The 24,328-nt window shown below is 59.5% G+C and carries 25 protein-coding genes; 13 read left to right on the top strand and 12 right to left on the bottom strand.

The window, feature by feature from the left end; translation table 11 throughout:
* Positions 1 to 78: 78 nt before the first annotated feature.
* Positions 79 to 1,737 (top strand): methyl-accepting chemotaxis protein, encoded by a 1,659-nt coding sequence (locus tag GYM47_RS12520; RefSeq protein ID WP_153842690.1) that lies wholly within the window; start codon positions 79 to 81, stop codon positions 1,735 to 1,737.
* Positions 1,738 to 1,825: 88 nt separating this feature from the next.
* On the opposite strand, the gene GYM47_RS12515 is transcribed toward GYM47_RS12520, so the two are convergent.
* Positions 1,826 to 2,593, bottom strand: coding sequence for a class I SAM-dependent methyltransferase (locus GYM47_RS12515; RefSeq protein ID WP_139526684.1), 768 nt, complete (start codon positions 2,591 to 2,593; stop codon positions 1,826 to 1,828).
* 179 nt (positions 2,594 to 2,772) lie between these two features.
* Here GYM47_RS12515 and GYM47_RS12510 point away from each other — a divergent pair, with 179 nt between their 5' ends.
* The 3 genes from GYM47_RS12510 to GYM47_RS12500 are packed head-to-tail and all read left to right on the top strand — an operon-like array spanning position 2,773 to position 5,134.
* Positions 2,773 to 3,702, top strand: a complete 930-nt coding sequence (locus GYM47_RS12510) for a formate/nitrite transporter family protein (protein WP_044628422.1) — start codon at positions 2,773 to 2,775, stop codon at positions 3,700 to 3,702.
* A gap of 36 nt (positions 3,703 to 3,738) precedes the next feature.
* On the top strand, positions 3,739 to 4,470 hold the full coding sequence (nfsA, locus tag GYM47_RS12505; protein WP_139526687.1) for an oxygen-insensitive NADPH nitroreductase: 732 nt from the start codon (positions 3,739 to 3,741) through the stop codon (positions 4,468 to 4,470).
* Between the two features lie 10 nt (positions 4,471 to 4,480).
* A complete protein-coding gene (locus tag GYM47_RS12500; protein ID WP_153842691.1) occupies positions 4,481 to 5,134 on the top strand; it encodes a hypothetical protein in 654 nt (217 codons plus the stop codon).
* Here the strand turns inward: GYM47_RS12500 and GYM47_RS12495 are convergent.
* The 5 genes from GYM47_RS12495 to GYM47_RS12475 form a co-directional block, all read right to left on the bottom strand.
* Entirely contained in the window at positions 5,131 to 5,949 is an 819-nt protein-coding gene (locus GYM47_RS12495) for a PEP-CTERM/exosortase system-associated acyltransferase (protein WP_231125564.1), read from the bottom strand. The genes GYM47_RS12500 and GYM47_RS12495 overlap by 4 nt on opposite strands.
* Before the next feature lie 30 nt (positions 5,950 to 5,979).
* The gene (locus tag GYM47_RS12490) at positions 5,980 to 8,838 is read right to left on the bottom strand and encodes a bifunctional diguanylate cyclase/phosphodiesterase (RefSeq protein WP_153842693.1); all 2,859 of its coding nucleotides are present in this window, start codon (positions 8,836 to 8,838) and stop codon (positions 5,980 to 5,982) included.
* Between the two features lie 28 nt (positions 8,839 to 8,866).
* Positions 8,867 to 10,012 carry a porin family protein gene (locus GYM47_RS12485; protein WP_399465015.1) on the bottom strand — a complete coding sequence of 382 codons (1,146 nt, stop codon included), beginning with the start codon at positions 10,010 to 10,012 and terminating at the stop codon, positions 8,867 to 8,869.
* Between the two features lie 34 nt (positions 10,013 to 10,046).
* Complete coding sequence (locus GYM47_RS12480; protein WP_196781556.1) at positions 10,047 to 10,514, bottom strand: hypothetical protein; 468 nt, start codon at positions 10,512 to 10,514, stop codon at positions 10,047 to 10,049.
* Between the two features lie 265 nt (positions 10,515 to 10,779).
* Positions 10,780 to 11,724 (bottom strand): glycerophosphodiester phosphodiesterase family protein, encoded by a 945-nt coding sequence (locus GYM47_RS12475; protein ID WP_153842695.1) that lies wholly within the window; start codon positions 11,722 to 11,724, stop codon positions 10,780 to 10,782.
* Between the two features lie 199 nt (positions 11,725 to 11,923).
* Here GYM47_RS12475 and GYM47_RS12470 point away from each other — a divergent pair, with 199 nt between their 5' ends.
* Genes GYM47_RS12470 through GYM47_RS12460 form a run of 3 tightly spaced genes read left to right on the top strand, consistent with a single transcriptional unit; the run spans position 11,924 to position 14,678 of the window.
* Complete coding sequence (locus GYM47_RS12470) at positions 11,924 to 13,501, top strand: PQQ-dependent sugar dehydrogenase (protein ID WP_153842696.1); 1,578 nt, start codon at positions 11,924 to 11,926, stop codon at positions 13,499 to 13,501.
* Positions 13,502 to 13,554: 53 nt separating this feature from the next.
* Positions 13,555 to 14,244 carry a VIT1/CCC1 transporter family protein gene (locus GYM47_RS12465; protein ID WP_044628427.1) on the top strand — a complete coding sequence of 230 codons (690 nt, stop codon included), beginning with the start codon at positions 13,555 to 13,557 and terminating at the stop codon, positions 14,242 to 14,244.
* Positions 14,245 to 14,279: 35 nt separating this feature from the next.
* Complete coding sequence (locus GYM47_RS12460) at positions 14,280 to 14,678, top strand: VOC family protein (RefSeq protein WP_139526703.1); 399 nt, start codon at positions 14,280 to 14,282, stop codon at positions 14,676 to 14,678.
* Here GYM47_RS12460 and GYM47_RS12455 read toward each other — a convergent pair.
* Entirely contained in the window at positions 14,675 to 15,565 is an 891-nt protein-coding gene (locus tag GYM47_RS12455; protein WP_153842697.1) for a LysR family transcriptional regulator, read from the bottom strand. The two genes, GYM47_RS12460 and GYM47_RS12455, sit on opposite strands and share 4 nt — an antisense overlap.
* A gap of 122 nt (positions 15,566 to 15,687) precedes the next feature.
* On the opposite strand from GYM47_RS12455, the gene trpB reads away from it, so the two are divergent.
* From trpB to GYM47_RS12440, 3 genes are all read left to right on the top strand, one after another.
* Positions 15,688 to 16,905: a tryptophan synthase subunit beta gene (trpB, locus tag GYM47_RS12450; RefSeq protein ID WP_153842698.1), complete on the top strand. Its 1,218-nt coding sequence runs from the start codon at positions 15,688 to 15,690 to the stop codon at positions 16,903 to 16,905.
* A 20-nt stretch (positions 16,906 to 16,925) separates the two neighbouring features.
* The gene (trpA, locus tag GYM47_RS12445; protein WP_153842699.1) at positions 16,926 to 17,774 is read left to right on the top strand and encodes a tryptophan synthase subunit alpha; all 849 of its coding nucleotides are present in this window, start codon (positions 16,926 to 16,928) and stop codon (positions 17,772 to 17,774) included.
* A gap of 162 nt (positions 17,775 to 17,936) precedes the next feature.
* A complete protein-coding gene (locus tag GYM47_RS12440; RefSeq protein ID WP_139526711.1) occupies positions 17,937 to 18,257 on the top strand; it encodes a hypothetical protein in 321 nt (106 codons plus the stop codon).
* On the opposite strand, the gene GYM47_RS12435 is transcribed toward GYM47_RS12440, so the two are convergent.
* Both GYM47_RS12435 and GYM47_RS12430 read right to left on the bottom strand, forming a co-directional pair.
* Positions 18,241 to 18,852: a LysE family translocator gene (locus GYM47_RS12435; protein WP_153842700.1), complete on the bottom strand. Its 612-nt coding sequence runs from the start codon at positions 18,850 to 18,852 to the stop codon at positions 18,241 to 18,243. The two genes, GYM47_RS12440 and GYM47_RS12435, sit on opposite strands and share 17 nt — an antisense overlap.
* 27 nt (positions 18,853 to 18,879) lie before the next feature.
* Positions 18,880 to 19,707: an AraC family transcriptional regulator gene (locus GYM47_RS12430; RefSeq protein WP_153842701.1), complete on the bottom strand. Its 828-nt coding sequence runs from the start codon at positions 19,705 to 19,707 to the stop codon at positions 18,880 to 18,882.
* 174 nt (positions 19,708 to 19,881) lie between these two features.
* On the opposite strand from GYM47_RS12430, the gene GYM47_RS12425 reads away from it, so the two are divergent.
* Both GYM47_RS12425 and GYM47_RS12420 read left to right on the top strand, forming a co-directional pair.
* A complete protein-coding gene (locus GYM47_RS12425; protein WP_153842702.1) occupies positions 19,882 to 20,634 on the top strand; it encodes an SDR family oxidoreductase in 753 nt (250 codons plus the stop codon).
* A gap of 53 nt (positions 20,635 to 20,687) precedes the next feature.
* Complete coding sequence (locus tag GYM47_RS12420) at positions 20,688 to 21,581, top strand: dihydrodipicolinate synthase family protein (protein ID WP_153842703.1); 894 nt, start codon at positions 20,688 to 20,690, stop codon at positions 21,579 to 21,581.
* 26 nt (positions 21,582 to 21,607) lie between these two features.
* On the opposite strand, the gene GYM47_RS12415 is transcribed toward GYM47_RS12420, so the two are convergent.
* The 3 genes from GYM47_RS12415 to GYM47_RS12405 all read right to left on the bottom strand — a co-directional run bounded on the left by GYM47_RS12415 (position 21,608) and on the right by GYM47_RS12405 (position 23,767).
* Complete coding sequence (locus GYM47_RS12415) at positions 21,608 to 22,576, bottom strand: zinc-binding metallopeptidase family protein (protein WP_153842704.1); 969 nt, start codon at positions 22,574 to 22,576, stop codon at positions 21,608 to 21,610.
* A 91-nt stretch (positions 22,577 to 22,667) separates the two neighbouring features.
* Positions 22,668 to 23,441 carry an SDR family oxidoreductase gene (locus tag GYM47_RS12410; protein WP_153842705.1) on the bottom strand — a complete coding sequence of 258 codons (774 nt, stop codon included), beginning with the start codon at positions 23,439 to 23,441 and terminating at the stop codon, positions 22,668 to 22,670.
* A complete protein-coding gene (locus tag GYM47_RS12405; RefSeq protein ID WP_153842706.1) occupies positions 23,438 to 23,767 on the bottom strand; it encodes a nuclear transport factor 2 family protein in 330 nt (109 codons plus the stop codon). The genes GYM47_RS12410 and GYM47_RS12405 overlap by 4 nt, the downstream gene beginning before the upstream one ends.
* Before the next feature lie 92 nt (positions 23,768 to 23,859).
* Here GYM47_RS12405 and GYM47_RS12400 point away from each other — a divergent pair, with 92 nt between their 5' ends.
* Positions 23,860 to 24,222: a winged helix-turn-helix transcriptional regulator gene (locus GYM47_RS12400; protein ID WP_153842707.1), complete on the top strand. Its 363-nt coding sequence runs from the start codon at positions 23,860 to 23,862 to the stop codon at positions 24,220 to 24,222.
* Positions 24,223 to 24,328 lie beyond the last annotated feature (106 nt).

Raw genomic sequence — 24,328 nt, 5'->3', positions numbered from 1 at the left:
TCTTCATATTACTTCCTGTGATGCTTTACCCTCGTGATGAGTGGGGTGACGACTAAAAAAGCAGAAGGGAACAGAATGATGAAACGACTCTCCATAAAATGGAGCCTGACGGCGGCCCTGGCGCTGCTCGTCGTCATGATTGGCTTGATCAGTGCACTGGGGTTTTACACCAATACAACGAGTGATCGAGCACTCAACGAGATCAATAATATCAACGTGCGGCTTGCCAACTTGGCGAACCGTACTCAAGTGAACGCGCTCAGAGCGCAAACCTTCCTCGACCGTTCGGCCAGCTTCAGTACCCAAGGCAACCCTGACAAAGGGCAGCAGAGCTTAGCCATGGCGGCAGAGGCCGTGGCGGCAGCGCAAACCCGCTTCGCTGAGTTCTCGGCGATCCCGGTCACGCCGGGCAGCGAATTGGCCCAACGGCGTGATAGCGTGGTCGAGGCCTACCATGCCTTTGTGACCGACGGCATCGTGCCGCTCTTGGACGCCGCGCCGTTTCAAATTCAGCGCCAACAGGAGGCGTTGGGGGAGCTGGGAGCCGACCTGGATGTCGCGATGGGCGAGTTCGTGGCCTACACCGAAGCACGCGGCCAGCAGGTCATGAGTCAGGTAGAGCGCTTAGCGACGATCGGCGGCGCGGTGGCGATAGGTTTGCTGCTGTTTTCACTGCTGGCGGCGATCGCCATTCGTATCGCGATGATGCGTGGCGTGGTGAACCCGCTCCAGCAGGCGCTCGGCCATTTCGATCGCATCGCCAACGGTGATTTGACCGGGCGTATCGAGGACCGTGGGCATAATGAAATTGGCCAGCTCTTCATCGGCCTGGCGACCATGCAAGAGAAACTGAAGACGCTGGTCATGTCCCTTCGCAGCAGCAGCGAGCACGTCTACAACGGTGCCAGCGATATTTCATCGGGTAGCCAAGATCTCTCGTCGCGCACCGAGCAGCAGGCCTCGGCGCTGCAGCAGACGGCCTCGAGCATGGAGCAAATGGCCACCACGGTGGGTAAAAATGCCGAGATAGCGCAAGAGGCCGATCAACTGTCGGTCACGGCGTCTCAGTCTGCCGAAGCGAGCGGTGAAGAGGTCGAGCGTACCGTTCAGCTCATGCGTGAGATCGCCGCCAGTGCCGACCGGGTCAACGATATTATCGGGGTGATCGACTCGATTGCCTTTCAAACCAACATACTGGCGCTGAATGCTTCGGTCGAGGCGGCCCGGGCTGGCGAGCAGGGGCGTGGCTTTGCGGTGGTGGCGAGCGAAGTACGTTCCCTAGCGACACGCAGTGCCGAGTCGGCCAAAGAGATACGGGGCCTGATCGAACAGACCACGTCGCAAATCACCACGGGCGCCACTCAAGCCGAGCGCAGCGGGGAGACCCTAAGCCAAACCGTCGATGCCATCCGCCAAGTCACCACGTTGATGGGCGAGATTTCCACGGCAACGCGCGAGCAAAATAGCGGCATCGAGCAGATCAATGCCGCGCTGACGGAAATGGACTCGGTGACGCAGCAAAACGCCGCGCTGGTGCAGCAAACCAGCTCGGCAGCCAGCGCGCTGGAAGCTCAGGCGAGCCAGTTGGCAACGCTGATGGCCACCTTCAGGCTGGCCGAAGGTAGCCAAGCGCCAGCGGCCAGCGCACCCACATTAGCGCAACCGCCGCAGCATGCGCCTGCCAAGCCCGCTACGTCTGCGGCGGCGCCCAACAACGACGATTGGGATGAGTTCTAGCCAAGCAGCCATCTCGAACGTCACGAAACAGGGCGGCTAGAGGGCCGCCCTGATGATGGATGCCGACATCGATAGGAAGGAGCGCGTTTTAGGTGTGGGCGACAACGCGAATACGTACGTAGTCCGCCGTCCAGTTACCTTGGCCGTCGCTTAGGCTATGGGCCAGCAGGTTGAGGGTGTTGTCGAAGATAGCGTCTTTCAGGTCCGGGTCTAACCCGTGAAAGAAGGGACTCGCAAAGGTGTCTAGCCAGCTTGCCATGCCTTTGGGTAGCGGCGTAGGGCGCGGAATGAGTTCGACGCTTTCCACACGAAAACCGACCGTTTGCAGAAGGTTGGTGTACTCCTGTGTGGTCGGAAAATACCAGGGGTGGCGTCCCTTCGAGCTAATGCCGCGAAACTGTAGCGAGGCAATCAGTGCGGTGCAGATCGCTGCCACATTGCCATGGCCACCAAACTCCGCCACGAATCGTCCGCCGGGTTTCAAAGCACGCTTTATTCCCGCCAGCACGGCTTGAGGGTCGAGCATCCAGTGCAGCGCCGCATTGCTGAAGACCGCATCGAACTCGTGGTCGAAGGGCAATTGATGGCCGTCGATCACACGCGCCGTCACCCCTCGCTGTTGGGCGGCGGCGACCATCTCTTCTGACGCATCGATACCCAGCACGTCGGCGCCAAGTTGCATGATGCGCTCGGTAAGCGCACCGTCACCACAGCCCAAGTCCAAAATACGCTGTCCAGGCTGCGGCGATAGCAGGCGCACGACCTCCATACCTAGGTCAGGAACAAAGCTGGCGTGTTCCGCATACCGACCGGCGTTCCATGCCTGACCGGGCGGTGTGTGAGAGGCGTGTGACATATCGGCTTCCTAGCAACGTTAATAGGCCTGAGTATTACAAATAGTATAGCGAGCCTTGGCTATCCCGCGTGCAACAGTGCGTAAAAATTCTTTTATCCACCGTACGTTAACCCGCTCGAGTAGCTACCCAATCTTAGACAATAGCGTTACGCTGAAACCTCACCAGGGAGAGAGCCGGTATGAACCAACAACATCAAGCGGATGATAATTTTGAAGGGGGGGATCAGGGTCGTGAGGCGACCGGCCAGCGCGAACCCACCTCCCAGGCGTCCGGTACTCAGCAGGAAACACGAGAAGCGAATTTGCCTTCAAGAGCGGCCGTGGTGCATCAGCATTTACGCTTAGAAGGGCAAAAAGAGCTCTCGAGAGACTCCATGGCGTTGCTATGGTCAGCCATTGCGGCGGGGATTTCGATGAGTTTCTCCATGGTGGCACGTGGCGTACTGCATGCCCATCTGCCGCAAACCGATATTGGCTTCTTAGTCGAGTGTTTAGGCTATACCGTGGGCTTCATCGTCGTCATTTTGGCCCGCCAACAGTTATTTACCGAAAACACGGTCACCGCCGTTCTGCCTGTGATGAGCCGACCCACGTTACCCAATCTGGGAGCATTGGGCAGGCTATGGGGCGTGGTATTGGTAGGCAACCTGATGGGGGCGGCGCTCTCCTCGTTTACTTTTTTGCACATGCCGATGTTCGACGAAGCGACGCACCAGGCGTTCATCGCGCTGGGAGAGCACATGATGGCCAACACGCCCATGGAAATGTTCTCTAAAGGGATTCTCGCTGGTTGGATGATTGCGACCCTGGTATGGCTGATTCCCGCTGCCGATCAAGCCAAAGTGTGGATGATCATCATCGTGACCTATGTCATGGCGATTGGTGAATTCACCCACATCATCGTCGGCACCAGCGAAGCGCTGTATTTGGTGTTCGATGGCCATATTACATGGTCCGACGCGGTCGTCGGGTTCGCGCTACCGACGCTGGCTGGTAACGTCATTGGCGGTACCTTCATTTTTGCGCTGATCAGCCATGCGCAGATTCGCGGCGACGTCGAGGCGCAGCGAGAGTGTAAGCAGGGCCTGTTCAACCGTCGCCAGCGCTAACTTTCTCAATAGACGATTACTCAGGAGGCAACTGGTATGAATGATGTCATCAAGCTACTGAACGCCCACCGTTCGATTCGTAAATTCACCGATCAAGCGATCCCCCAAGGCCTGCTGCGTGAACTGATTCAAGCGGGCCAAGCGGCGGCAACGTCGAGCCATGTACAGGCCTATACGGTGATCCATGTGAAAGATGCCGCCAATCGAGAAGCCATCGCGGAGCTGGCCGGAGGCCAAGGCTACGTAGCCAGCAGCGCGGCGTTTTTGGTTTTCTGTGCCGATATGAAGCGACCTACGGAAGCGTCTGCGCGCACCGGTGCCAACGTCGAACGCGGTATGACCGAACAGCTCTTAGTGGCCACCGTGGATACGGCGCTGATGGCGCAGAACGTGGCCGTGGCAGCGGAGTCCGAGGGCTTGGGCATTTGCTATATCGGTGGCATTCGCAATAACCCGGAAGCCGTTAGTGAACTATTGCGCCTGCCAGCCCATGTGTATCCCGTGTTCGGCATGTGCCTGGGCTACCCAGCGCATCAGCCGGAAGTGAAGCCGCGTCTGCCCGTTGAAGCGATTCTGAAAGAGGACTACTACACTGAGGATAGCGATCATGTAGCCGCCTTTGACGACACCATGCAGGCGTACTATCAATCGCGTAGTAGCGGTAATAAAAACAGTGATTGGTCGCACAACCTAACCCCTCTATTCGATAGCAAGCTGCGCCCCCATATGCGTGACTTCTTGGTGAAACGCGGCTTTACCATGAAATAAGGAGTCCTCTATGTCTCTACAGCGTGCCTATGTGCTACTGGCCGGGCTTTATAGCCTGTTACCCGTCATGGGCGTCGTGGCGATCTTTGCCGGCGGGGGAACGCCGCTGGCCATGGCGCACTTGTTCTTCGGAGCGCTAGGCGTGGTGGGGCTGTGGGGATACATCTTGAATCGCGCCATGATGAGCCAACGCATGTGGCGGCCGCTGGCAGCGGTCTTGTTGGTCGGTAGCGTGATTCAGCTTGTCATCATGCTGACCATGCCGGTATCGGGCGTACTGTTGACTTGGATGCTGACCAGCAGCATTTTCGCTGTTCTGCTGGCGGTCCTCCTCTACCACTACGGTAACCGCGACCAGCCGTTATGGGCCACCGACGAAGAGCGTGATGCGGCCAAGCGGCTGGCGACGCTGTTGGAGCAGCAGTCGAAAGTCACGCTGGTGTACCGGGAGCCGGGGCATGAAAATAGCGTTAACGTCGTCAAAGCTGGCAACGACTACCTAGCCAACGTGACGCGTCGCTACCAAACGGACGATGAGCATCGACAGGAAACCTTCGAGCGCCGTTTTCGGCATCCTGAAACGCTCGTGTATTTTGTCGATAAGTTTGCCAGCATCTCGCCCACTAGCGTTTCGACGTCGTCCTCCATGACGCCTGCCGTTTAGGGGAAACGTCTATCGGCAGCGGGGCAGAACGATGCCAAAAGCTGCACAGCCAGCTGCGTTTTGATGGTGTGGTACAGCGGGACGATGCGCTTGGGAAGATGCGCCTCCGCTACCCGCTGGTCGATGTAGTAGGGCGCTCGGCTGCCGCAATAATTGATCACCCCACCTACTTGTTGAAAATGCAGTCCGGACGCTTTCAATAAACGGCTAAAGCGAGGCTCCAACATGGCAAAGACATGGTGGCGCCCGCTCAACCCCACCATGGCCGTGGCGGCAAGAAAGAGGCTAAGACTCAACAAGGCCGGGCTCTCTTTGATGCTTTCGTAAGGCGTTTGAGCCGTTGGTGAAGTCGAAGGGAAGTCCTGAGAGGCAAGCTCAGGACGCGAGAGCGGTTTTTTCCGCACGGTGGGGTGGACGGCCAATCGCGACACTTCGCACGTTTTGTCAGAAGAAAAGGCATGTGGATGGGTATCAGGCATGAAGAGAGGAGCAGGATAGTACGCTTCCAACGGTAGGGAACATAAAGGTCGACCACGGACGGGTTCGATCAACACGACCCTGACGCAGCCCACGTCGATACCCGTCGCGTTATGGTGAAGCAAGCAGAGCAGCGAGTGTTGATCGTGTGCGTCGCACTCGATGTTCAGCGTGTTTTCATTACCAATGGCATAGTTGAGTTCTTCGATGAAGACCGCGTGGCGCAGCGCAAACGCTCGATATTGTTCGTCTGGGGTCTGGGCAATGATCAACGTAAAGTGGTCATTGAAAAACGTTGGGCTAAACGTGCTCTCTTGAAGCGTATCAGGTGACGTCATGGTGGGTTTTATTGTCGTTATCCCCATCGTTCATCCTCTCAGTAGCTGCGCTAGGGGCAGTGGCTTGCCTACATGAAAGCCTTGCCCGTATGTAATACCGTACCCTTGTAGGATAGGCAGTAGCGGCGCTTGGTCGACGAACTCTGCAATGGTTTGCTTGCCAAACCCTTTGGCGATGTCGGCTATGGCTTTCACGATGGTATGGCTATCGGGATTGATCAATAAGCTACGAATGAACGAGCCGTCTATTTTGATGTAATCCACCGGTAGCTGGCCCAAATAGTGAAAGCTGCTAAAGCCAATACCGAAATCGTCCAATGCCGTGCGGCAGCCTAAATCGCGCACCGTTTGTAACACGTTGCGTGCGGTCGAAAAGTCGGTGATCGCAGCGGTTTCGGTGACTTCGAGAATCAAATGATGAGGGTCAGCGCCACTACGCTGCAGCTCGTCGGTTAGATACTGCTTTAGCTCCAGGTCATGCAGCGACTGCCCTGACAGATTCACCGCCAAGGAAATACCGCGATCTTGCAGCGTACCAAGCGCTTGCACGCTATGCTGGATGACCCATCGGTCCAGCGGCACCACCAAGCCACTCTGTTCGGCAATGGCAATGAAGTGCTGTGGAGCGATCAGGTTGCCGTCGGGATGGCGAAGACGCAGCAGTACTTCATAATGTTTGATATCTTGATCGGCCAAACGCACGATGGGTTGTACCATCAGTTCGAAGCTGTCGTTTTCCAGCGCGTGATGCAACTGCTCTACCCAATACACGCGATCCTGTAACTCGTCTTTTGCGTTTTCGGCCTGGGATAGGAGATACCAACGCTGGTGAGTGCTCTCCTTGGCTTTGTACATCGCCATGTCGGCGCTCGCCAGCAGATCGGCGGGGTTGCGCCCGTGAAGTGGGAAGAGCGCAATGCCCATGCTGGCGGAGATATGGTGCTTTCTGCCCGCCGATTGGAAACCGATCCCGCTTAGCAGCTGATGAATATACCCCGCCATGCTAATGGCCTGCTCGCTGCTGACCCCTTCCAGCAGCAGCGCGAACTCATCCCCACCCAGGCGTGCAATGATGCTGCGCTGGCCAAGGTTCAAGAACAGCGTCTCGGCGACCTCGCGCAGAAGATGATCGCCAACGTGGTGGCCGCTGAGCTCGTTGATCTCTTTGAATTGATCCAAATCCAGCAGCAAGATGGCGCCTTCGCCGTTGTGCAACAGCGCATTTTGCAGGGCATCCTGAAAATAGCGGCGATTGAACAGCTCCGTGAGCGGGTCGCGTTCTGCTAACCAAATCAGCCGCTCTTCGGCTGCTTTGCGTTCGGTAATGTCCAACCCTACCGAAATGCACAGCGCCTCTTCCCGGGGGCTAGCGGGCAGGACGGAGTGGTACCACGCAACGATGCAGCAGCGTTTATCGGCGGTTTGTAGGGTTTTCTCTTCCTGGCGTGGCGTGGACGATGCGGAATCGAACGACGCATCTTTTGCCATGAAGCGTCCCGGCAGCGCCGTGTGGCGGGCTTGATCGAAAATATCGCTAAAGTAGCGGCCAATGAGTTCGCTATCTTTCAGCGCCAAGCGGGCGCGGGTGTAGTCGTTGACCCGCCGAATACGCCCTTCCTGGCTGTGTACCACGATAAATACCTGAGCGGTATCTAGCAGACTGTTGACGAAATCTCTCTCATGAGCCAGCTCGTCGATACGCTCGGCCAACTGGCGGCTGTTTTCGGTCACGCTGGCTTCCAAGTTCGCTAACTGGTTCGCCAGCGTGCGAGTCGCGCGCTCAACCACATCGATTTCGTTGGAGAGCCGTGGCGTGCGCGCAGGCAGTTTGCCGCGTACTTCCGTAAAGTCCCTTCTGGCCAGCGCCGGTAACAGCGCGGCTACTCGACGTAGGCGCGCCATGGGACCCAGTAGAATGGCGAGGAGTAACAGCTGAGCAGCCAGCCAGCCTGCTACGCCGAGCAGCAGCAGCGTATTGGTGGCTTTCTGAATCGCGACGACCTGCGCCGTCACATCGGAAATCAGCAGAAAATAGCCGGTGCTGCGCCAGTCGGCATCGTTCTCCATGTATACGGCGCTGAGTTCTAAGTCGCGCTGCGCGTAAGACAGGTTGAGCGGCCGTTTGGCCAGTTCCGCAATGGGCGCCGAGCGCGCCGCGCGTTCCAGCAGAGGCAGCGTCGTCTCGCGGCTGGTAAGGGCAACCAAGTGGCCATTCCACTCCGACAGTTGGCGGCTCGCCTCTAAGCGGTTCGTGCCGGTGTAGCCCGCCACTAGTAGGGCAACCTCACTACCAGAAACTTCCCTGGCTTCCCGGGTCACGTCAGCCAGCGAACGAGACAGCACCACCATGCCAATGCTGCTGCCTGCCAATAAAATAGGCACGGCGGCGAACTGCTGACAGGTCAGCCCGCAGCGCAGCGTGGTCATCGGGGCCTCGCTTGACAGCACCTCGTCGACCCAGCCCTCGACGGGTATATCTAACGGGGGGTGGTTGCCACCGGAGTGGCCGAGCAACCGTCCCAATGGGTCGAACACAAAGACCTCGTCCACACCCGCCTCCAATTGCAGCGGTGGCCACTGATCGCGTAGCGCGTCATCGATGGCGGTAACATCGCCGATGGACAGTGCCTCGCCGAGGGGGGCTGCCGAAGCAGTGAGCCCCGCCAACTGGCGTAAGTTATCAGCAGAGCGTTGAAGGGCAAGGCGTATCTCGCGCTGCTGGCGCTCGTGATGGGCCACGCGGCTATTGGCAAACTGTTGGGTCAGGTGGTGATGCCCAAGCCAAATGAGCAGTGCCACCAACGTCAGCAACAGAAGGCTGCTAAGCGCGGTGACCCGCCAAGCGAGGCTAAACCGATGACGTGCTGGTAAAGAAGAAAACCGACTCATCACAGCAGTTCCCGATCAGGTCCATGGGTTAGAAGCGCAGCGATAGTTGAAAAAGCAGCATATTCCAGCGTTGGCGTGTGGCGTTGGCGTCTGGATTGTCTTGATTGGGTAGCCAGCCAGTGCCATCCACCGCGTGGTACTCGCCTGCCAACATCAGCCTGGGCGTGGGCGTCCACTGCACGCCCAGTGTCAGGTCGTCGGCAAACTGTGAATGGGCCGGGCCAAGGCCTGCCTGCTGATAGCGCTGGCCCGAGCGGTCGTCAGTGTCGTTGATCAAGCGATCGAAACGGACCAGCCCGCTCCAGGTAGGCGTAAAGCGGTACTGATATTGCACGTACCAGCTCTCGCCGGTGATATCGAAGGTGCGCGGCAAGGAGTCGCCGTCGAGGGACTGTTGGCGACGCGCGTACTCGGCGGTCAGGCTCCAGTACTCATCGTTGTACTGAAGCGAAGCGATCCAGGGCTGGAACTCGAAATCGGCAGCCTGTCCGCCAAGCGATGTATCGAGGTTCACCGTGGCGGTACTTAGCGCCGCGACCCACTGACCGGTAGGGTCTTCGAAAAGCAGTTGGGCAATCGCGGAAGGCTCTGCCGCCGAGACATCCTGCGCCGCACCATTGAAGAGCTGGCGCGTGAGCGTCGAGCCGGTTTGCGGGCGGCCAAGCCCACTGCGAAAACGCAGCGTGCCTGCGTCAGTGTAGGCTTCCCAATAGACGCTCACGCCATCGGCGGCCAGGCCCAGGGCGCGGGTGCGATCGAAATAGATAGATTGCGGCAGTAAGATACTGGGCCGTGTGAACGCCACGTCGCGGGTTTGGTTGTAGAGTCCGAAAGGGTTCTTGAAACGTCCTAGCTGAATGCCCACCGTGCGTGAGGTATTGGAGCTCATTTGATAGTCGATGACGCCGTAATCCAGCGTGGGCTCGGCATCCTCGGTGTCGCCGCCAGCGCGGCGGCTCAACAGTTGGGCGGCCACCAGCACCTTACGGTGAGGACGAAACGACGCGTTCAACCCAAGCTCGGTGAACTCCAGGCTGCCTGCGTGATCGCTACTGGCACCAAAAAAATCGTTATCATCGGTGACCACCAGCGCTTGGCTAAGAAAGCCATGTACCTGCAGCGTATTGCTTGGGTGGTCGTCACCATGGGCGCCCAAGGGCAGCAGCGTCAGCAGCCCCGCAGCCAGCCATGACGTGAGTGGGGAACGTTCACTCCATTGAAATGACACGGACGCTCTCATCCAGGTACTCCCTTTCAAGGTAACCCAGCGCGCCGGGTGTGCTAGCGACTTGCTGAGGCATGTCGGCTTGGTCGCGTGCTCGGTTAGGGGCTTGCCCCATGCCGGAAAATACCATTCTGTCCCATGCTAACTGTAGTTGATGGGGATAGACCCCCAACTGCTCTTTGCTAAATCGACCGTGAACCGGGTCCCGATTGGGTAGCACGTACACTTGCGCAGCCTGTCCGTTGGGCCAAGTGCGCTGGCGCATGGCGAACATGGCGCGCGCGGTATCCCGGCTAACGTTGGCAGTGCCCACCGACGGGTGGGCAATCAAAACGATCGTGTTCGGTAATTCGTTGGGCTGGGCTGACGCGGGGGTAAAAAGCAGGCCAATGGCTATGAGCGCTGTCAGTGAAGCGCTCAGCAGCGTACGTCGCGGCCTCTTAGACGGCATGACCTAAGGGGTGTCCGTGCTGGCCAAACGTCAGCGTGATGCCTCCTGTGGGGAGTGCCCACCCATTAGCTGTGAATGAATAAATGACGCGTCTCCCTTGCGACGTACGACCAAAAAAGAGCAGCCAGAGCCAAACGCTTATCGACTGTATTCAACGACGCAAGCGACACGCAATGGCAAAAACTGACCAGGGTGTCATGGTAATTTACATCACCTTTCGCATGCGTGCGTTGGCCTGTATCAACGGTGGTGTAGGTAGCCTGGCTTACTCGCTGACGAGCTCCAGCAGGCGATCAGGATAATCGGTAAACAGGCCATCGACGCCTAGCGCCATCAACCGCTTCATCTCGTCCTGCCCATTGATGGTATACACGTGAACCGACAGGCCATGTGTCTGCGCCTGACGAACAAAATCAGCATCGATGACCTCGTGGCCCCGGTAGGCGGCATTGGTGCCAATCCCCACGGCGTATTCGGCAATGCGCTCGAAATCCTCATCTCGGATGCTGTCGGCCCCCGGCGTGGTGTCGTTCCACTCGGTCAACGTGGCGCTATCCTGCTCGCTTGGGGAGTACCAGAGCAGTTGAATGAGCGGCACATGGGGGTTCGCCGTACGCACTTTGAGCAGGCTCTCTTGGTCGAACGACTGCACCAGCACACGGCCTTGCTCGATCATGTCGTAGGCTTCCAGGCGTTCGACCAAGGCTTCTTCCAAGCCAGGGTTGAGGTCGGGGGATTTGGTCTCGATGTAATAGCGGGTTGTATGACCGAAATGATCGAACAGCTCGTCCAGCGTCAGGATTTGCGCGCCGCGATACTCCTCTTCCGTACGCTCGGGGTGGGCCTCGTGGAACCATGTCCCCGTATCCAGCGTTTTTAACTCGGCCAAGGTGTAATCGTGAATATGGCCTTCGCCGTCGCTGGTACGCTCGAGGGTGTCATCGTGAAACAGCACCACCTCGCCATCGGCGCTGAGCTGCGCGTCCAACTCTAAATAGTCTACGCCCCAACGGTGGGCGAGTTCGTAGGCCGCTAACGTACTTTCCGGTGCGTGGCCGCTTGCGCCGCGGTGGGCAATCACCTGGAAACTAGTTAAATCCTCACGCTGCTGTTTCAACGGCGTATCGTTTGCCGCCGTAGCAGCGGTAGCAATGCCCGTGATCACCATCGGAGTCATCAACAGAGCAGTCATCAGGGAATAGCGCGACATGAACACTCCTTGAAAACGAGTCATAACGAAGGTCATGTAACGACCTTAACCTCGCCACATGACAAACGCACGCAGCGTCGTTGGGAATAGTGCACTGACCGTTGAATCAGTAACGGAAAACGTAAAAGCGACCAAGCATCGCCGAATGTTTTAGTCTGCTGGATAGCGTTATCAAAAAGAACCACTATAGAGGTGCGTTATGACCCAACCGCTCAGCGTCGGAGCGCGAGTTCTGCGTTTTGTCATCGCTTTGTTAGCAGGCGTTATCCTGGGGAGCGTGGTGCAGACTCAGATCAATCTGGCAGCACTACAAGCGTTAGGCGTGGCTATCCCGTTTAGCGTAAGAGCATCGACTACCGGGAAAGATCTCATCCACTTTGCCCCCCTTTATGCAGCCGTACTGCTGCCTGGGTTTGCCATGTCACAGGTTGCTGCTGCGCTGATAGTTCGCCGAAAGGTGAGGAAGTGTCGCGCGCTGATTCACGCCTTAGCGGCCGTGGTCGGGCTGTGGGTCACTTTTTGGCTGGCGAATGCCTTTGCGCCCATGCCCACGTTGATTGCGGCGACTCGCGGGCCGTTAGGGTTGGTAGCCATGCTGGCTACGGCAGGGCTTGCGGGGTGGCTGTTGGCAGTGCTCACACGTGACAGGAGTAACGCTCGAGGGGCGGCCAACATAGCCGTGATGGCAGGGGCGTTACTACTGCCCGTGGCACCTTCGGTAGACGCTCAGCCTGCTCAAAGCACCTACCAAATAGACATTTTAACGGAGGGCTTGGCGCATCCGTGGTCGCTGGCATGGTTACCTGATGGGCATATGCTGGTCATCGAGCGCCCTGGGCGTCTTCGGCTGTTAAGCGCGCAGGGCGAGACACTGGTGGAGTCGCTGGGGGGTATTCCCGACGTTTATGCCTCTGGGCAATCGGGCCTTTTTGATGTGCTGTTATCACCCCAATTCGAGCAAGACCAGCAGCTCTATCTTAGCTATGCCTGTGGCACCGCTAGCGCTAACCACACGTGCTTGGCGAAAGCGACGCTCGGGGAGAATCGCTTGGAGCAAGTGGAAGAGATATTTCGCGTACACCCAGCAAAAAGCGGCGATGCCCACTTTGGCGGCCGCCTCGCGTGGCTTGCGGATAGCACCTTGATCATGACCCTAGGCGATGGATTTGATAACCGCGAAGAAGCGCAGCGAACGACCAGCCATATTGGCGGGATTGTGCGCCTGAATCCTGATGGCAGCGCTCCAAGCGATAACCCCTTCATCGCAGATGCCAACGCACTGCCAGCGCTTTACAGCATTGGCCACCGCAACGTGCAGGGGCTGGTCTTCGATAACGCCAATCAACGTCTCATCGCCCACGAGCACGGCCCACGAGGCGGCGATGAGTTAAACGTGATCACCCCAGGAGGCAACTACGGCTGGCCTATTGCCACTGGTGGGCTAGATTACACCGGCGCTCGGGTATCCCCGTTTGAAGCGTACCCCGGCATGCTGCCACCTGCGCTTGAATGGACGCCCTCCATCGCGCCTTCCGGTCTAGCGCTATACCAAGGTGAACTGTTTCCCGAATGGCAGGGCGATCTACTCGTCGGTTCGTTGGTCAATCGTGAGGTCCGCAGGGTGCGGCTGCGTGAAGACGGCGGCGCAGAAGAGGTAGAGAGGCTGTTCGGTGAACTCGATGCCCGAATTCGCGATGTGCGGGTCGGCCCCGAAGGGGCGGTGTATCTGCTCACCGACAGCCCAGATGGGCAACTACTGCGGGTGGTGCCCCGTTAATCAACTAAACTGAATAAAGAAAGCGCTAACAGGTAGGTTGCTCAGGAGATGTCATGATTCATAAGGAACATCACCGCTCTCATCGGTCGGGCTGGTTAAGGGCCGCTGTACTAGGCGCCAACGATGGCATTGTGTCGACTAGCAGCTTGATTTTAGGGGTAGCCGCAGCGGCTACGGCACAAAGCGATATTTTGCTGGCGGGGGTGGCAGGGTTAGTCGCTGGGGCGATGTCGATGGCGGCGGGGGAGTACGTCTCAGTCAGTTCGCAATCGGACACTGAGCGGGCCGATTTGGCCATGGAGCGGAAGGCGTTAGCGCACCATTTCGATGACGAAAAAGAGGAGCTGGCCGCCATCTATGTCGAGCGTGGCCTGACGCCTGAGCTGGCCCACCAAGTCGCGGAGCAGCTGATGCAAAAAGATGCCTTGGGGGCACATGCGCGGGATGAAATCGGCATTACCGATGTGAGCCAAGCGCGGCCATTGCAGGCAGCGTTCTCATCGGCGGTGATGTTTACCCTCGGTGCGCTGCTACCGCTACTCGTCGCTTGGTGGGCACCCTTAGTGCTGCTGATACCTCTCGTTGCCATTGCGTCATTGGCGTCGCTGGCGCTGTTGGGTGCACTGGCCGCCAAAGTGGGCGGTGCGCCAGTGCGTACCGCCGCCTTACGGGTGCTGTTTTGGGGTGCGCTGGCCATGGCGTTGACATCGCTGATTGGCCGATTGTTTGGCGTTATGGCATAACCTGTATATGTCCATCGCTTGTAAGGAGAACGCGCATGCTGGCCTATACCATGGTGGGAACGAAAGACCTCGCGCGTGCTCTGCGGTTCTATACGCCGCTGTTCAATGCCATGGGGCTGGATATTTGTTGGCAAGATGATAGTTGCGTCTCATTTGGTGACCCGGACGATGTCAACGTGCCCCAATACTTCGTAGGCTACCCCTTCGATGGTCACGAGGCCACCGTCGGCAATGGCACCATGACCGCTTTCCAATTCGCCGATATCAAAGAGGTCGATACGCTGCATCACCTCGCCCTGGAAAGCGGCGGAAGCGACGAAGGCGCACCGGGCTTTCGACCGCAGTATGGCGACGGTTTCTACGCCGCCTATGTGCGCGACCCCGATGGCAACAAGCTGGCGTTCGTAGTTTACCCACACCGGGTAGGGCTCTAACCTTTCAACTCCCTTAGTAACCAATCCACCAGCGCTTCGCTGCGGCGGGCGTTGGTGTGTTTGGGTAGCCATAGGCAAAGTCTGGCCGGGGTTTCGATGCTGCCCCAGGGGGCGACTAGCCGGCCGCTGTTTAGGTCGTCCTCCACCAGTAGCCTAGGGGCGATAGCTACCCCCAAGCCCGCTACGGCGGCTTCCATTAAGTAATAAAGATGCGCGAAGCCTTGGCCCTTCTTCAGAGCCGTTTCCAAGGTGCTGCCATTCAACTTTTGAGCGGCTGCCCACTGGGGCCACGCTTGGGGGCGCGAGGCGGTATAAAGGAGCTTATTGGCAAATAGCGTTGCCGGATCAGCGTTTTGGCAAGCGCAAGCCAAGCGGGGGCTGGCGACGGCGCAAATTTCCTCAGGCATCAGCGTGATCAATTCACCCTCTTCAGGCCAGGGCGGTTCGAAAAAGGCCAGCGTGACACTGGTTTCCGGCTGCCCAGGCTGCTCGGCATCGCTCACCACCACCTGAAGTTTTAGCTCCGGCAGCGCTTGGTTCAAGCGGTCTAAACGAGGAATCAGCCAGCGGGCCAGCAGACTGCCGGGGCAGGCCAGGGTAAACGGCGCTTCTTCCACCTCATGCTTGAGCAACGTGCAACTATCCCTCAGTTTTGCAAAGGCTTCGCCCAGGCCGCTTTGCAGCCGCTCGCCGTGGTGGGTAAGTACCAACCCGCGCCCGGACTTGGTGAACAGCGCCACGCCAAAATGCTCATCCAGGCTCTTTAGCTGGCGACTTACCGCGCCGTGGGTCACGCTCAGCTCATCGGCAGCAGCGGTCACGCTGCCTAGCCGGGCAGTAGCTTCAAAGGCGCGCAGGGCGCTCAAGGGCGGCAGGCTGTGTTGCATGGGGTCTCCTGAAACAGTTGCGTAAAACTCACAGGTGCTTGCCATCTTATCGATTTTTCTTCTCACCTGCCTGCGTTAACGTCGTCAGCATCTTAAATCGCCCCGAAACCGCAGAGGTCGTGATGAACAAACCCCTAAGCCTACCCGATGCCAACGGGCTGTTTGGCAGCTTTGGTGGCCGCTTTGTAGCGGAAACCCTGATGCCACTGATCCTTGAGCTGCAGGATGAGTACGCCACCGCCAAAAACGACCCTGAGTTTCAGCGCCAGCTTGCCTATTTCCAGGGCGATTACGTTGGCCGCCCCAGCCCGCTCTACTTTGCCGAGCGGCTCACCGAGCACTTTGGCGGCGCGAGTATTTACCTCAAGCGCGAAGAGCTGAACCACACCGGCGCGCACAAAATTAACAACTGCATTGGCCAAGTATTATTGGCCAAGCAGATGGGCAAAAAGCGCATCATCGCGGAAACCGGCGCGGGCATGCACGGCGTTGCTACTGCCACCGTCGCCGCCCGCTTTGGGTTGCCCTGCGTGATTTACATGGGCGCCACCGACATCGAGCGCCAGCAGCCCAACGTATTCCGCATGAAGCTGCTGGGCGCGGAGATCGTGCCGGTCACTTCCGGCACCGGCACCCTGAAAGACGCCATGAACGAAGCGCTGCGCGACTGGGTCACGAACGTCGACGACACCTTCTACATCATTGGCACCGTGGCAGGGCCGCACCCGTACCCGGCGATGGTGCGCGATTTCCAAGCGGTGATTGGCCACGAAACCCGCGCCCAAATGCTCGAAAAGCAGGGCCGCCTGCCGGATTCACTGATTGCCTGCGTGGGCGGCGGTTCCAATGCCATGGGCCTGTTCTACCCGTTCATCAACGATGACAGCGTGCACATGGTCGGCGTAGAGGCGGGCGGCAAAGGGGTCAAGAGCGGCCTGCACGCCGCCAGCCTGAACGGCGGTACGCCAGGTGTCCTACACGGCAACCGCACCTATCTGCTGCAAAACGAAGACGGCCAGATTATCGACGCTCACTCGATTTCCGCCGGGCTCGATTATCCCGGCATCGGCCCCGAACACGCCTGGCTGCACGAACAGGGGCGGGTCGAGTACGTCTCTGCCACCGATGACGAAGCGCTGGAAGCCTTCCAGATCTGCTGCCGCCAGGAGGGCATCATCCCCGCCCTGGAAACCGCCCACGCCCTGGCCGAAGTGGCTAAGCGCGCGCCAACACTTCCCCGCGAGCACCTGATGGTGGTCAACCTCAGCGGACGCGGCGACAAGGACATGAACAGCGTGGCCGAGCATTTAGGCGACCGCTTCGGCATGACACATTCATGAGCGCGACCCAGGAGAACACCATGAACCGTACCTCTCGACTCGACGACTGCTTTGCCGCGCTCAAAGAGCAAAACCGGCCCGCGCTGATCAGCTACCTCACCGCCGGCGACCCGGACGCCGAGACCTCCCGCCGCCTGCTGCACGGGCTGCCGGAGGCCGGTGTGGACATCATAGAGCTCGGCATGCCGTTCAGCGATCCCATGGCCGATGGCCCCGCCATTCAAAAGGCTGCCCTGCGCGCCCTGAAAAATGGCCAAACCCAGGCCAAAACGCTGGACATGGTGCGCCAGTTCCGTGAACAAAACGGCACGACTCCCATCGTGCTGATGGGCTACTACAACCCGATTTACTGCTACGGCGTCGAGCGTTTTCTCAGTGACGCCGCCCAGGCCGGAGTAGACGGGCTGATCGTGGTGGACCTGCCTCCCGAGCACGACGAAGAGCTGTGCCAGCCCGCCGCCAAGCACGGCATCGATTTCATCCGCCTTGCCACGCCCACCACCGATGCCAAGCGGCTACCCAAGGTGCTGGCCAACGCTTCCGGGTTCATCTACTACGTTTCCGTGGCGGGTGTGACGGGCGGCAGTGCCCCCACACCCGAGCGTCTGGAAAGCGCCGTGCACCAGCTGCGCGAACACACGCCGCTACCCATTGCCGTGGGCTTCGGCATTCGCACCGCCGAACAGGCCGCCACCATTGGCCGCTTCAGCGACGCCGTGGTCGTGGGCTCCGCGCTGGTAGATTGCATCGAACACGCCAGCAGCGGCGATGACGCCGTGTCGCGGGTGCATGGGCTCGTCAAAGCGCTGGCGGAGAGTGTGAGAGGCTGCCGAGAAGCCCAGCAGGAACATGCCAGTTTGCCAGCCTGAAGGAAGTGGGAAAGCGCTATCAAAAACACAGAGCGGGCCATGATGGCCCGCTCTGTGTTTTACTGAATCCACCACGCCCGACTTGCCGTTGTTTCTAGAAAACAGGCATCATCCACGTTTGACGGCGGGATAACGTCACGTGTACTCAAACAGAGGAAAATTATGGGCAAGCTCTTTTCGTTGCTGGTACTGCTGGGGTTGGGCTACGCAGGACTCTATTTCTACTACGGCGTGGTGATCGAGAAGGAAGTCGAGCAGCAGCTAGAAGCCCGTGGGCTGTCATCGGTGAGCGTGGATGACGTCGAGTACGATTGGCTGGCCCCGGTGAGCGACAGCGCCAACATTGCCGTGACGCTTAGCTACCGTGGCTCCCAGGCAGCAGTCAATGTGCAATTACAAGGCCACCCGCTGTTCTCTGATGACGTCACGTTACAGCTCGATAGCCTGCAAGCGCTGCGCTTGGGGATTAGTTTTGGGCAGTAACCACCAGCCATACATGCTCGTAGCCAATCGATAATGATACAGCCACCAGCAATCCTGCCATTATCCAGTTAAACCCTTTGATAAACATTGGCTGTCTGACGCGCTGGCCAAGCAAGCTGCCGATCACCACATAGCTGCCGGGGGCGCCTGCCGCCAGAGCGGCCAGCCCTAGTGCCCAGATAAACAGGCTCATGCCCTGAATACCCTCGGCAGGAAACTGCAGCGTCGCGATAGGCAGTGTCGCGACCATGGCTTTGGGGTTGAGTAACTGCATCATCAGGCCATCACGAAAACTGAGCATGCGTGGTGCCGGGGCGTGGGTATCCAGGGTGGCATTGGCGCGGGCCACCTTGTAGGCCAGATAAAGGATATAAGCGCAGCCGAGCGCGCTGAGCAGCACCAGGGAGTCTTGAGATATCCAGGCGGCTCCCGCCCACCCCAACACCAGCAAGTACAGCAGCATGGCCAGCCCCACGCCCAGGCAAAACCCCAGCGAGGTTTTACCCTGCCCGTTGATACCGACATTCAACCCCAACAGATTCACAGGCCCAGGCGTGTACATGACGCCCAGGGCATAGGCGACGATTGCTAACATGAGAAAACCTCTAGGTGGACGTGATGCTTAACGCGTGATGTCGCGTTGGTACTGGAAAGGGGTCATGCCGTAGATGCGTTTGAAACGGCGGTTGAAGTGGCTCAAATCCGCAAAGCCGAAACGCAGCGCTATCTCGGTGAGTGGCGCGCCCTGGTCGAGCGCGGAGCGGGCGGCGTTCACGCGGCAATTGATCACGTATTGATGAGGGGTCATGCCGAACTGTTGGCGAAATAGCCTCAAAAAGTGGTACTTCGACAAATGCGCGGCCTGGCTGATATCGTCCAGCGAGATATCTGCCTCAAGATGCTCATGAATATACGTTTTGGCGTGGCCCAACAGCGTGTCTGGGCGAGTGGTACGTTGGCCAGTCACCTTGTGCCCGCCAAGCTGAACCATACGCTCGATCACGCGATACAATGCGTTTTCCTGGTCGATGCAGCTGCCCGCTTGATGCGTGGTCAGGCGTGCGATTTCCTGTATCGCCTGGCGCAGCAGCGGGTCGTGAATCAGCGTACTCCGGGAGCGAAACGGTGACGTTTGGGGGCGGCCAAGCAGCTCCTCGAACAGCGGCAACACTTGGTTGGGATGCACGTATACCATCACGTAGCCCAAGGCCTGCTCACCGCCAGCGTGGCCGTCGTGAACCTCTTCAGGGTTGAACAGAATCACGTTGCCCGGTGGGCTACGATGAAACTGCCCGCCGCTGAAGAAATCCTGCCGCCCCGCCAGCGTCACCCCAAAGGCGTACTCCTCGTGGGCATGACGGTCATAGCTAAAATCCTCGATGGCCGCTTTCAAGACGGTCAGTGACGGCACATGGTGATTTTTGAAAAACTCGAACTGGCTGCTGCCCATGCCAACCTCCTTGATCGCATTCGGCCCAGGGCGGGCTTAACCTGACCCGTTTCAGGATATGACGCGGGCGCCAGCGTGGCTTGTACATAATTGCTCAACGGCGGTGTCAGTGTATATTCACTAGACGTACACAGTGGGCGGCATTCGCAAAACGCTGGCAAACGAGGAGAGCGCATGGCAAACCCCAACGTGGTGGTGATTACCGGCGGGAGTCGAGGCATTGGTGCCGAGACGGCCCGGCTGTTCGCCCGGCATGGCTACGATGTGTGCCTCAACTATGTCGAAAACGACGTGGCCGCCGAGCGTGTGCGCAGTGACATCCTTGCTCTGGGCGTGCGCTGCCTGGCCGTGAAGGCGGATGTGTCGAAAGCCGATGAGGTGGCGAACCTGTTTCGCCGGGTCGATCAGGAACTCGGCACACTGACGGTGCTGGTCAACAACGCCGCCATTCTCAACACCCAGGCGCGGCTGGTGGATATCTCGCCGGAGCGTTTTGGCAACGTGCTGCAAAAGAACGTCATGAGCTGCTTTCTCTGCTGCAAGGAGGCCGTGCAGCGCATGTCTACCCGCCAGGGCGGCGCGGGCGGCAGTATCGTCAATGTTTCCTCCATGGCCGCCAAAAGCGGCTCGCCCAACGAGTACGTGGATTACGCCGCCTCGAAAGGGGCCGTGGATACCTTGACTCGGGGGTTGGCGCTGGAAGTCGCGGCCGAAGGCATCCGCGTGAATGCAGTGCGTCCCGGCCTCATCTACACCGAGATGCACGCACTCGGTGGCGAGCCTGCCCGCGTAGACCGCTTGAAGTCTCGCATCCCCCTGCAGCGGGGTGGCCAGCCTTCCGAAGTTGCAGAAGCCATTGTCTGGCTGGCCAGTGACAAGTCATCCTTTGCCACCGGCACTTTACTGGATCTGGCGGGTGGCCTGTAACGCCCTGACCAGCCCCCTTGGCTGCCCAGGCAGACCCCAAAAAAGGACACCCCATGTTTACCGGCCTGAGTGCGTTTCCGCTGACCCCCATGAACGAGCAGGGCATCCACGAGCAGGAGTTCATCCAGCTAGTGGCCCGGCTGGCCCACGCGAAGGTGGATTCCATCGGTGTACTGGGCTCGACCGGCAGCTACGCCTATTTGAGCGTGGAAGAGCGGGCTCGGGTGGCCAAGCTGAGCGTGGAAAACGCCGCTGGGGTGCCCGTGGTGGTGGGCATTGGCGCGCTGCGCACTCGCGATGTGCTGGCCAATGCTGAACATGCCCAGCAGGCCGGGGCGAGCGGGCTACTGTTAGCGCCTGTTTCGTATCAAAAACTCACCAATGACGACGTGTTTAACCTGTTCAGCACCGTCAGCCGTGCCATCAGCGTACCGCTGTGCGTGTATGACAACCCTGGCACCACGCATTTTACGTTCAGCGACGAACTGCACGGGCGCATTGCCGAGCTGCCCCAGGTGCGCTCGATCAAAATTCCGCCGGTGCCCAACCATCTAGACGAGGCCAACGCCCGGGTGGCGCGGCTGCGGGCGCTGATTCCCGAGGACGTGACCATCGGCATCAGCGGCGACCCCGCCGCCGCCACGGGCCTGCTGGCAGGCTGCGAGGCGTGGTACTCGGTGATCGGCGGGCTCTACCCAGAACTCGCGCTGGCGCTCACCCGTGCCGCTCAAGCGGGCAACGCCGAAGAAACCCAAGCCCGTTCCGACGCCTTGGCCCCGCTATGGGCGCTGTATCACGACTATGGTGGCAGCCTGCGGGTGGTGGCGACCATGGCCGAACTCACTGGCCGCGTGAGCGCCCCCTGCCTGCCCCAGCCGCTGAATACCCTGCAAGGGGAGGCCCGCCAGCAGGTGGCAGCGGTGATCGAGGCGTTGGGGCTTCACTAGATCGCATCAAGCGAAGCGCACGTGGTTTACAGCCCTTGCGCACCGCGCCGCAGCCAGTCGTGCACGAATGCCAGCTTGCGCAGGGCCACATCGGAGAGCACGAATGGATAGAGATCCGACAGGCCCATCGAGCGATTCACGTGGTTCACGCCCGCTACCAAAGAGGCCGCAATATGTATCAGCCGCTCGGCGTCTGGCTCGGCGTAGGCATCCCAGTTGTGGTCGTCCGGTAGCGCGGGCGAGGTCATGCCCGACGATACGAAGCTGTCGGTGATATCCGTCAGGTGCAGCAGGTGCGAGGCGGTTTCTGCCCAATCCTCGTGGGGGTGGGAAGAGGCATAGGTGGAAAGAAAGCGCGTTTGCCAATCCGCCGGCGGGCCGCTTTGGTAGTGGCGCTGCAGCGCCGCCGGGTAGTCTTCCCGCTCATCGCCAAACGTCTCGCGGAAGGCCGCCAGAAAATCCTCTCGCAGGCTAAGCCGCCACCACAGCATATGGGCGATTTCATGGCGCATATGGCCAATCATGGTGCGGTAGGGTTCATCCAGCGCCTCTTTACGGGTGGTGCGCAGCACGGCATCCGCTTCCGCCACGCTGATCGTCACCACGCCCCCCACGTGTCCCATGGGCACCGGCGTACCGCCTTCTGCCAACATATGAAACACCGGCGGCGCGCCCGGGTCTTCCGGGCGAAACCAGTGCCAGCGGCCCAGATTATCGATGACCCAACGCTTGGCCGCCTCGGTGTGCGCCCAGTGGGGTATCGCATCGGAAATGGAAGGGTCTGGCGCCAGGGCGGTCATCGCGCAGGCGCGACAGAACTCGCCCTGCGTCGGGGCAATCCAGTTACAGCCAATCACCTCGCGATTGGCGCAGAAGGGCGGCATGGGAATGAACGCCCGCGCTTGGGGGTCGTAGGCCACCGGCACACCATCCGCCGTGACCAAATTATCGAACCAGAGTGAACCGGCACCGACCGGATTAGAAAACACGCGCATAGGCCGGGTATCTCAAGAGAAACGAAGCTTCAGTCTAGGGGCCGTCGCCCGCCGACGCCAACGGCAATTGAGATACCCGCCGACTCAAGCGCTACACCACCGGCACCGTGCCTCCATCTATCACGAACTCCGTGCCCGTAATCGAGCCCGCCAGCGGCGAGGCCACGAACGCAATCAGGTTCGCCACTTCCGCCGGGGTAGAGGGCCTGCCCAGCGGAATGCCGCCCAGCGCGCCCATGATGATCTGCTTGCCCCCCTCGTAATCGGTGCCTGCCTGCTCGGCCAGCCGCTCTGCCAAGGCAACGGCAGCCTCCGTCTCGATCCAACCCGGCGAGACGCGCACCACTCGAACGCCTTGCGGCGACACCTCCTTCGACAAACTCTTGCTGTAAGTCGAGAGCGCCGCCTTGGCCGCCGCGTACGCGGTGGTGGAGTCCGGCAACGGCAGCTCCCGCTGTATCGAGGTCACGTGAACGATCACCCCTTCGCCCTGGGCCAGCATACCGGGGAGCAGGGCGCGGTCTAGCCGAACGGCGGGGAATAGGTTTAGGTTCAGCTCCTGCTGCCACTCCTCTTCACCCAGGGCCGCAAAGCCGCCTGCCGGGGCAGACGATCCGCCCACCACATGCACGATGATATCCACACCGCCCATGCGCGCCTTCACGGCTTCCGCCACGGTGGCGCAGCCATCCACAGTAGTGAGATCGGCAGCGACGAACAACTCCTCGGGCAGGGCAGCGGGGCGGTTTCGGGCGGTGGTGAGCACCTGCGCGCCCTCTTCACGAAACAGCGCCACCACCGCCGCGCCCGCGCCTTTACCGCCACCTGTGATCAATATGCGACGGCCACTAAGCTGCAGGTTCATGGGGTAATCTCCAGGCTGTGGATGCGCTCATCGACCAGTTCGATATGGTGAAACAGCTGCACCGGACTACCGGGAAAATCGCCGGTCACGGTGGTGGTAATCACCATCTTGTCGCCATCGCGAGAGACGTTGGTGGGCGCCACGTGGTACTCAAACTGGCGGCGGGTGTCGCGTAACCAGGCACGAATGGCGGCAATGCCCTGATGGGTTTGCCCTTCATCCAGCACGCGGGCATCGGCGGTAAAGCACTCCGCCAGCGGGGCATCATCCGCGCCGTTGCTAATGGCGATATAGGTGGCAATGGGAGTAGAGAGTGACACGCTCATGGTAGGCCTTCCTCATCGTGGTTGCTGTACGAGGATCTTCTGCTTAGGCTTACCGATTATCAAGAACGCACAAAAAGGTAAGTGGCTTACCCATGAGAAGGATTTACACGCCCACTAGCGCGGCCAGCGGAGTGGAAGATGTATTAAAAATGCTAGAAGGGCGCTGGAAGCTGATTATTCTCTTCCACCTCTTCGACGGTAACGTGCAGCGCTACTCCGATTTTGAGAAGCTGATCCCCGGCATCTCACAAAAGATGCTCGCCCAGCAGCTACGGCAACTGGAAGCCGACGGCATCGTGGCGCGCAAGGTGTACCCGCAAGTGCCGCCCAAAGTGGAGTACCGCCTAACCGAGTGGGGCCAAGCGCTCTGCCCCGCGTTGGATGCGCTGCTGAAATGGGCTGAGCAGAAAGAAGCGTTTCACCCCAGCGAACACGCGGACGATGCCAGCGCCTGAGCCTCGCCAGCGCCCACGGCGGCGCTACCCAAGGCGCTACCCAAGGCGCTCGCCAGTCGCCAAGGCCGCCCTGGCTCAGTATCATCACCCGCTCATTCACCACAGA

It is taken from the genome of Vreelandella piezotolerans (assembly GCF_012427705.1).
In the GTDB taxonomy this organism is placed as follows: domain Bacteria; phylum Pseudomonadota; class Gammaproteobacteria; order Pseudomonadales; family Halomonadaceae; genus Vreelandella; species Vreelandella piezotolerans.
The sequence above is the reverse complement of the archived record's forward strand: the minus strand, read 5'-3'. Positions and strand labels throughout refer to the sequence as shown.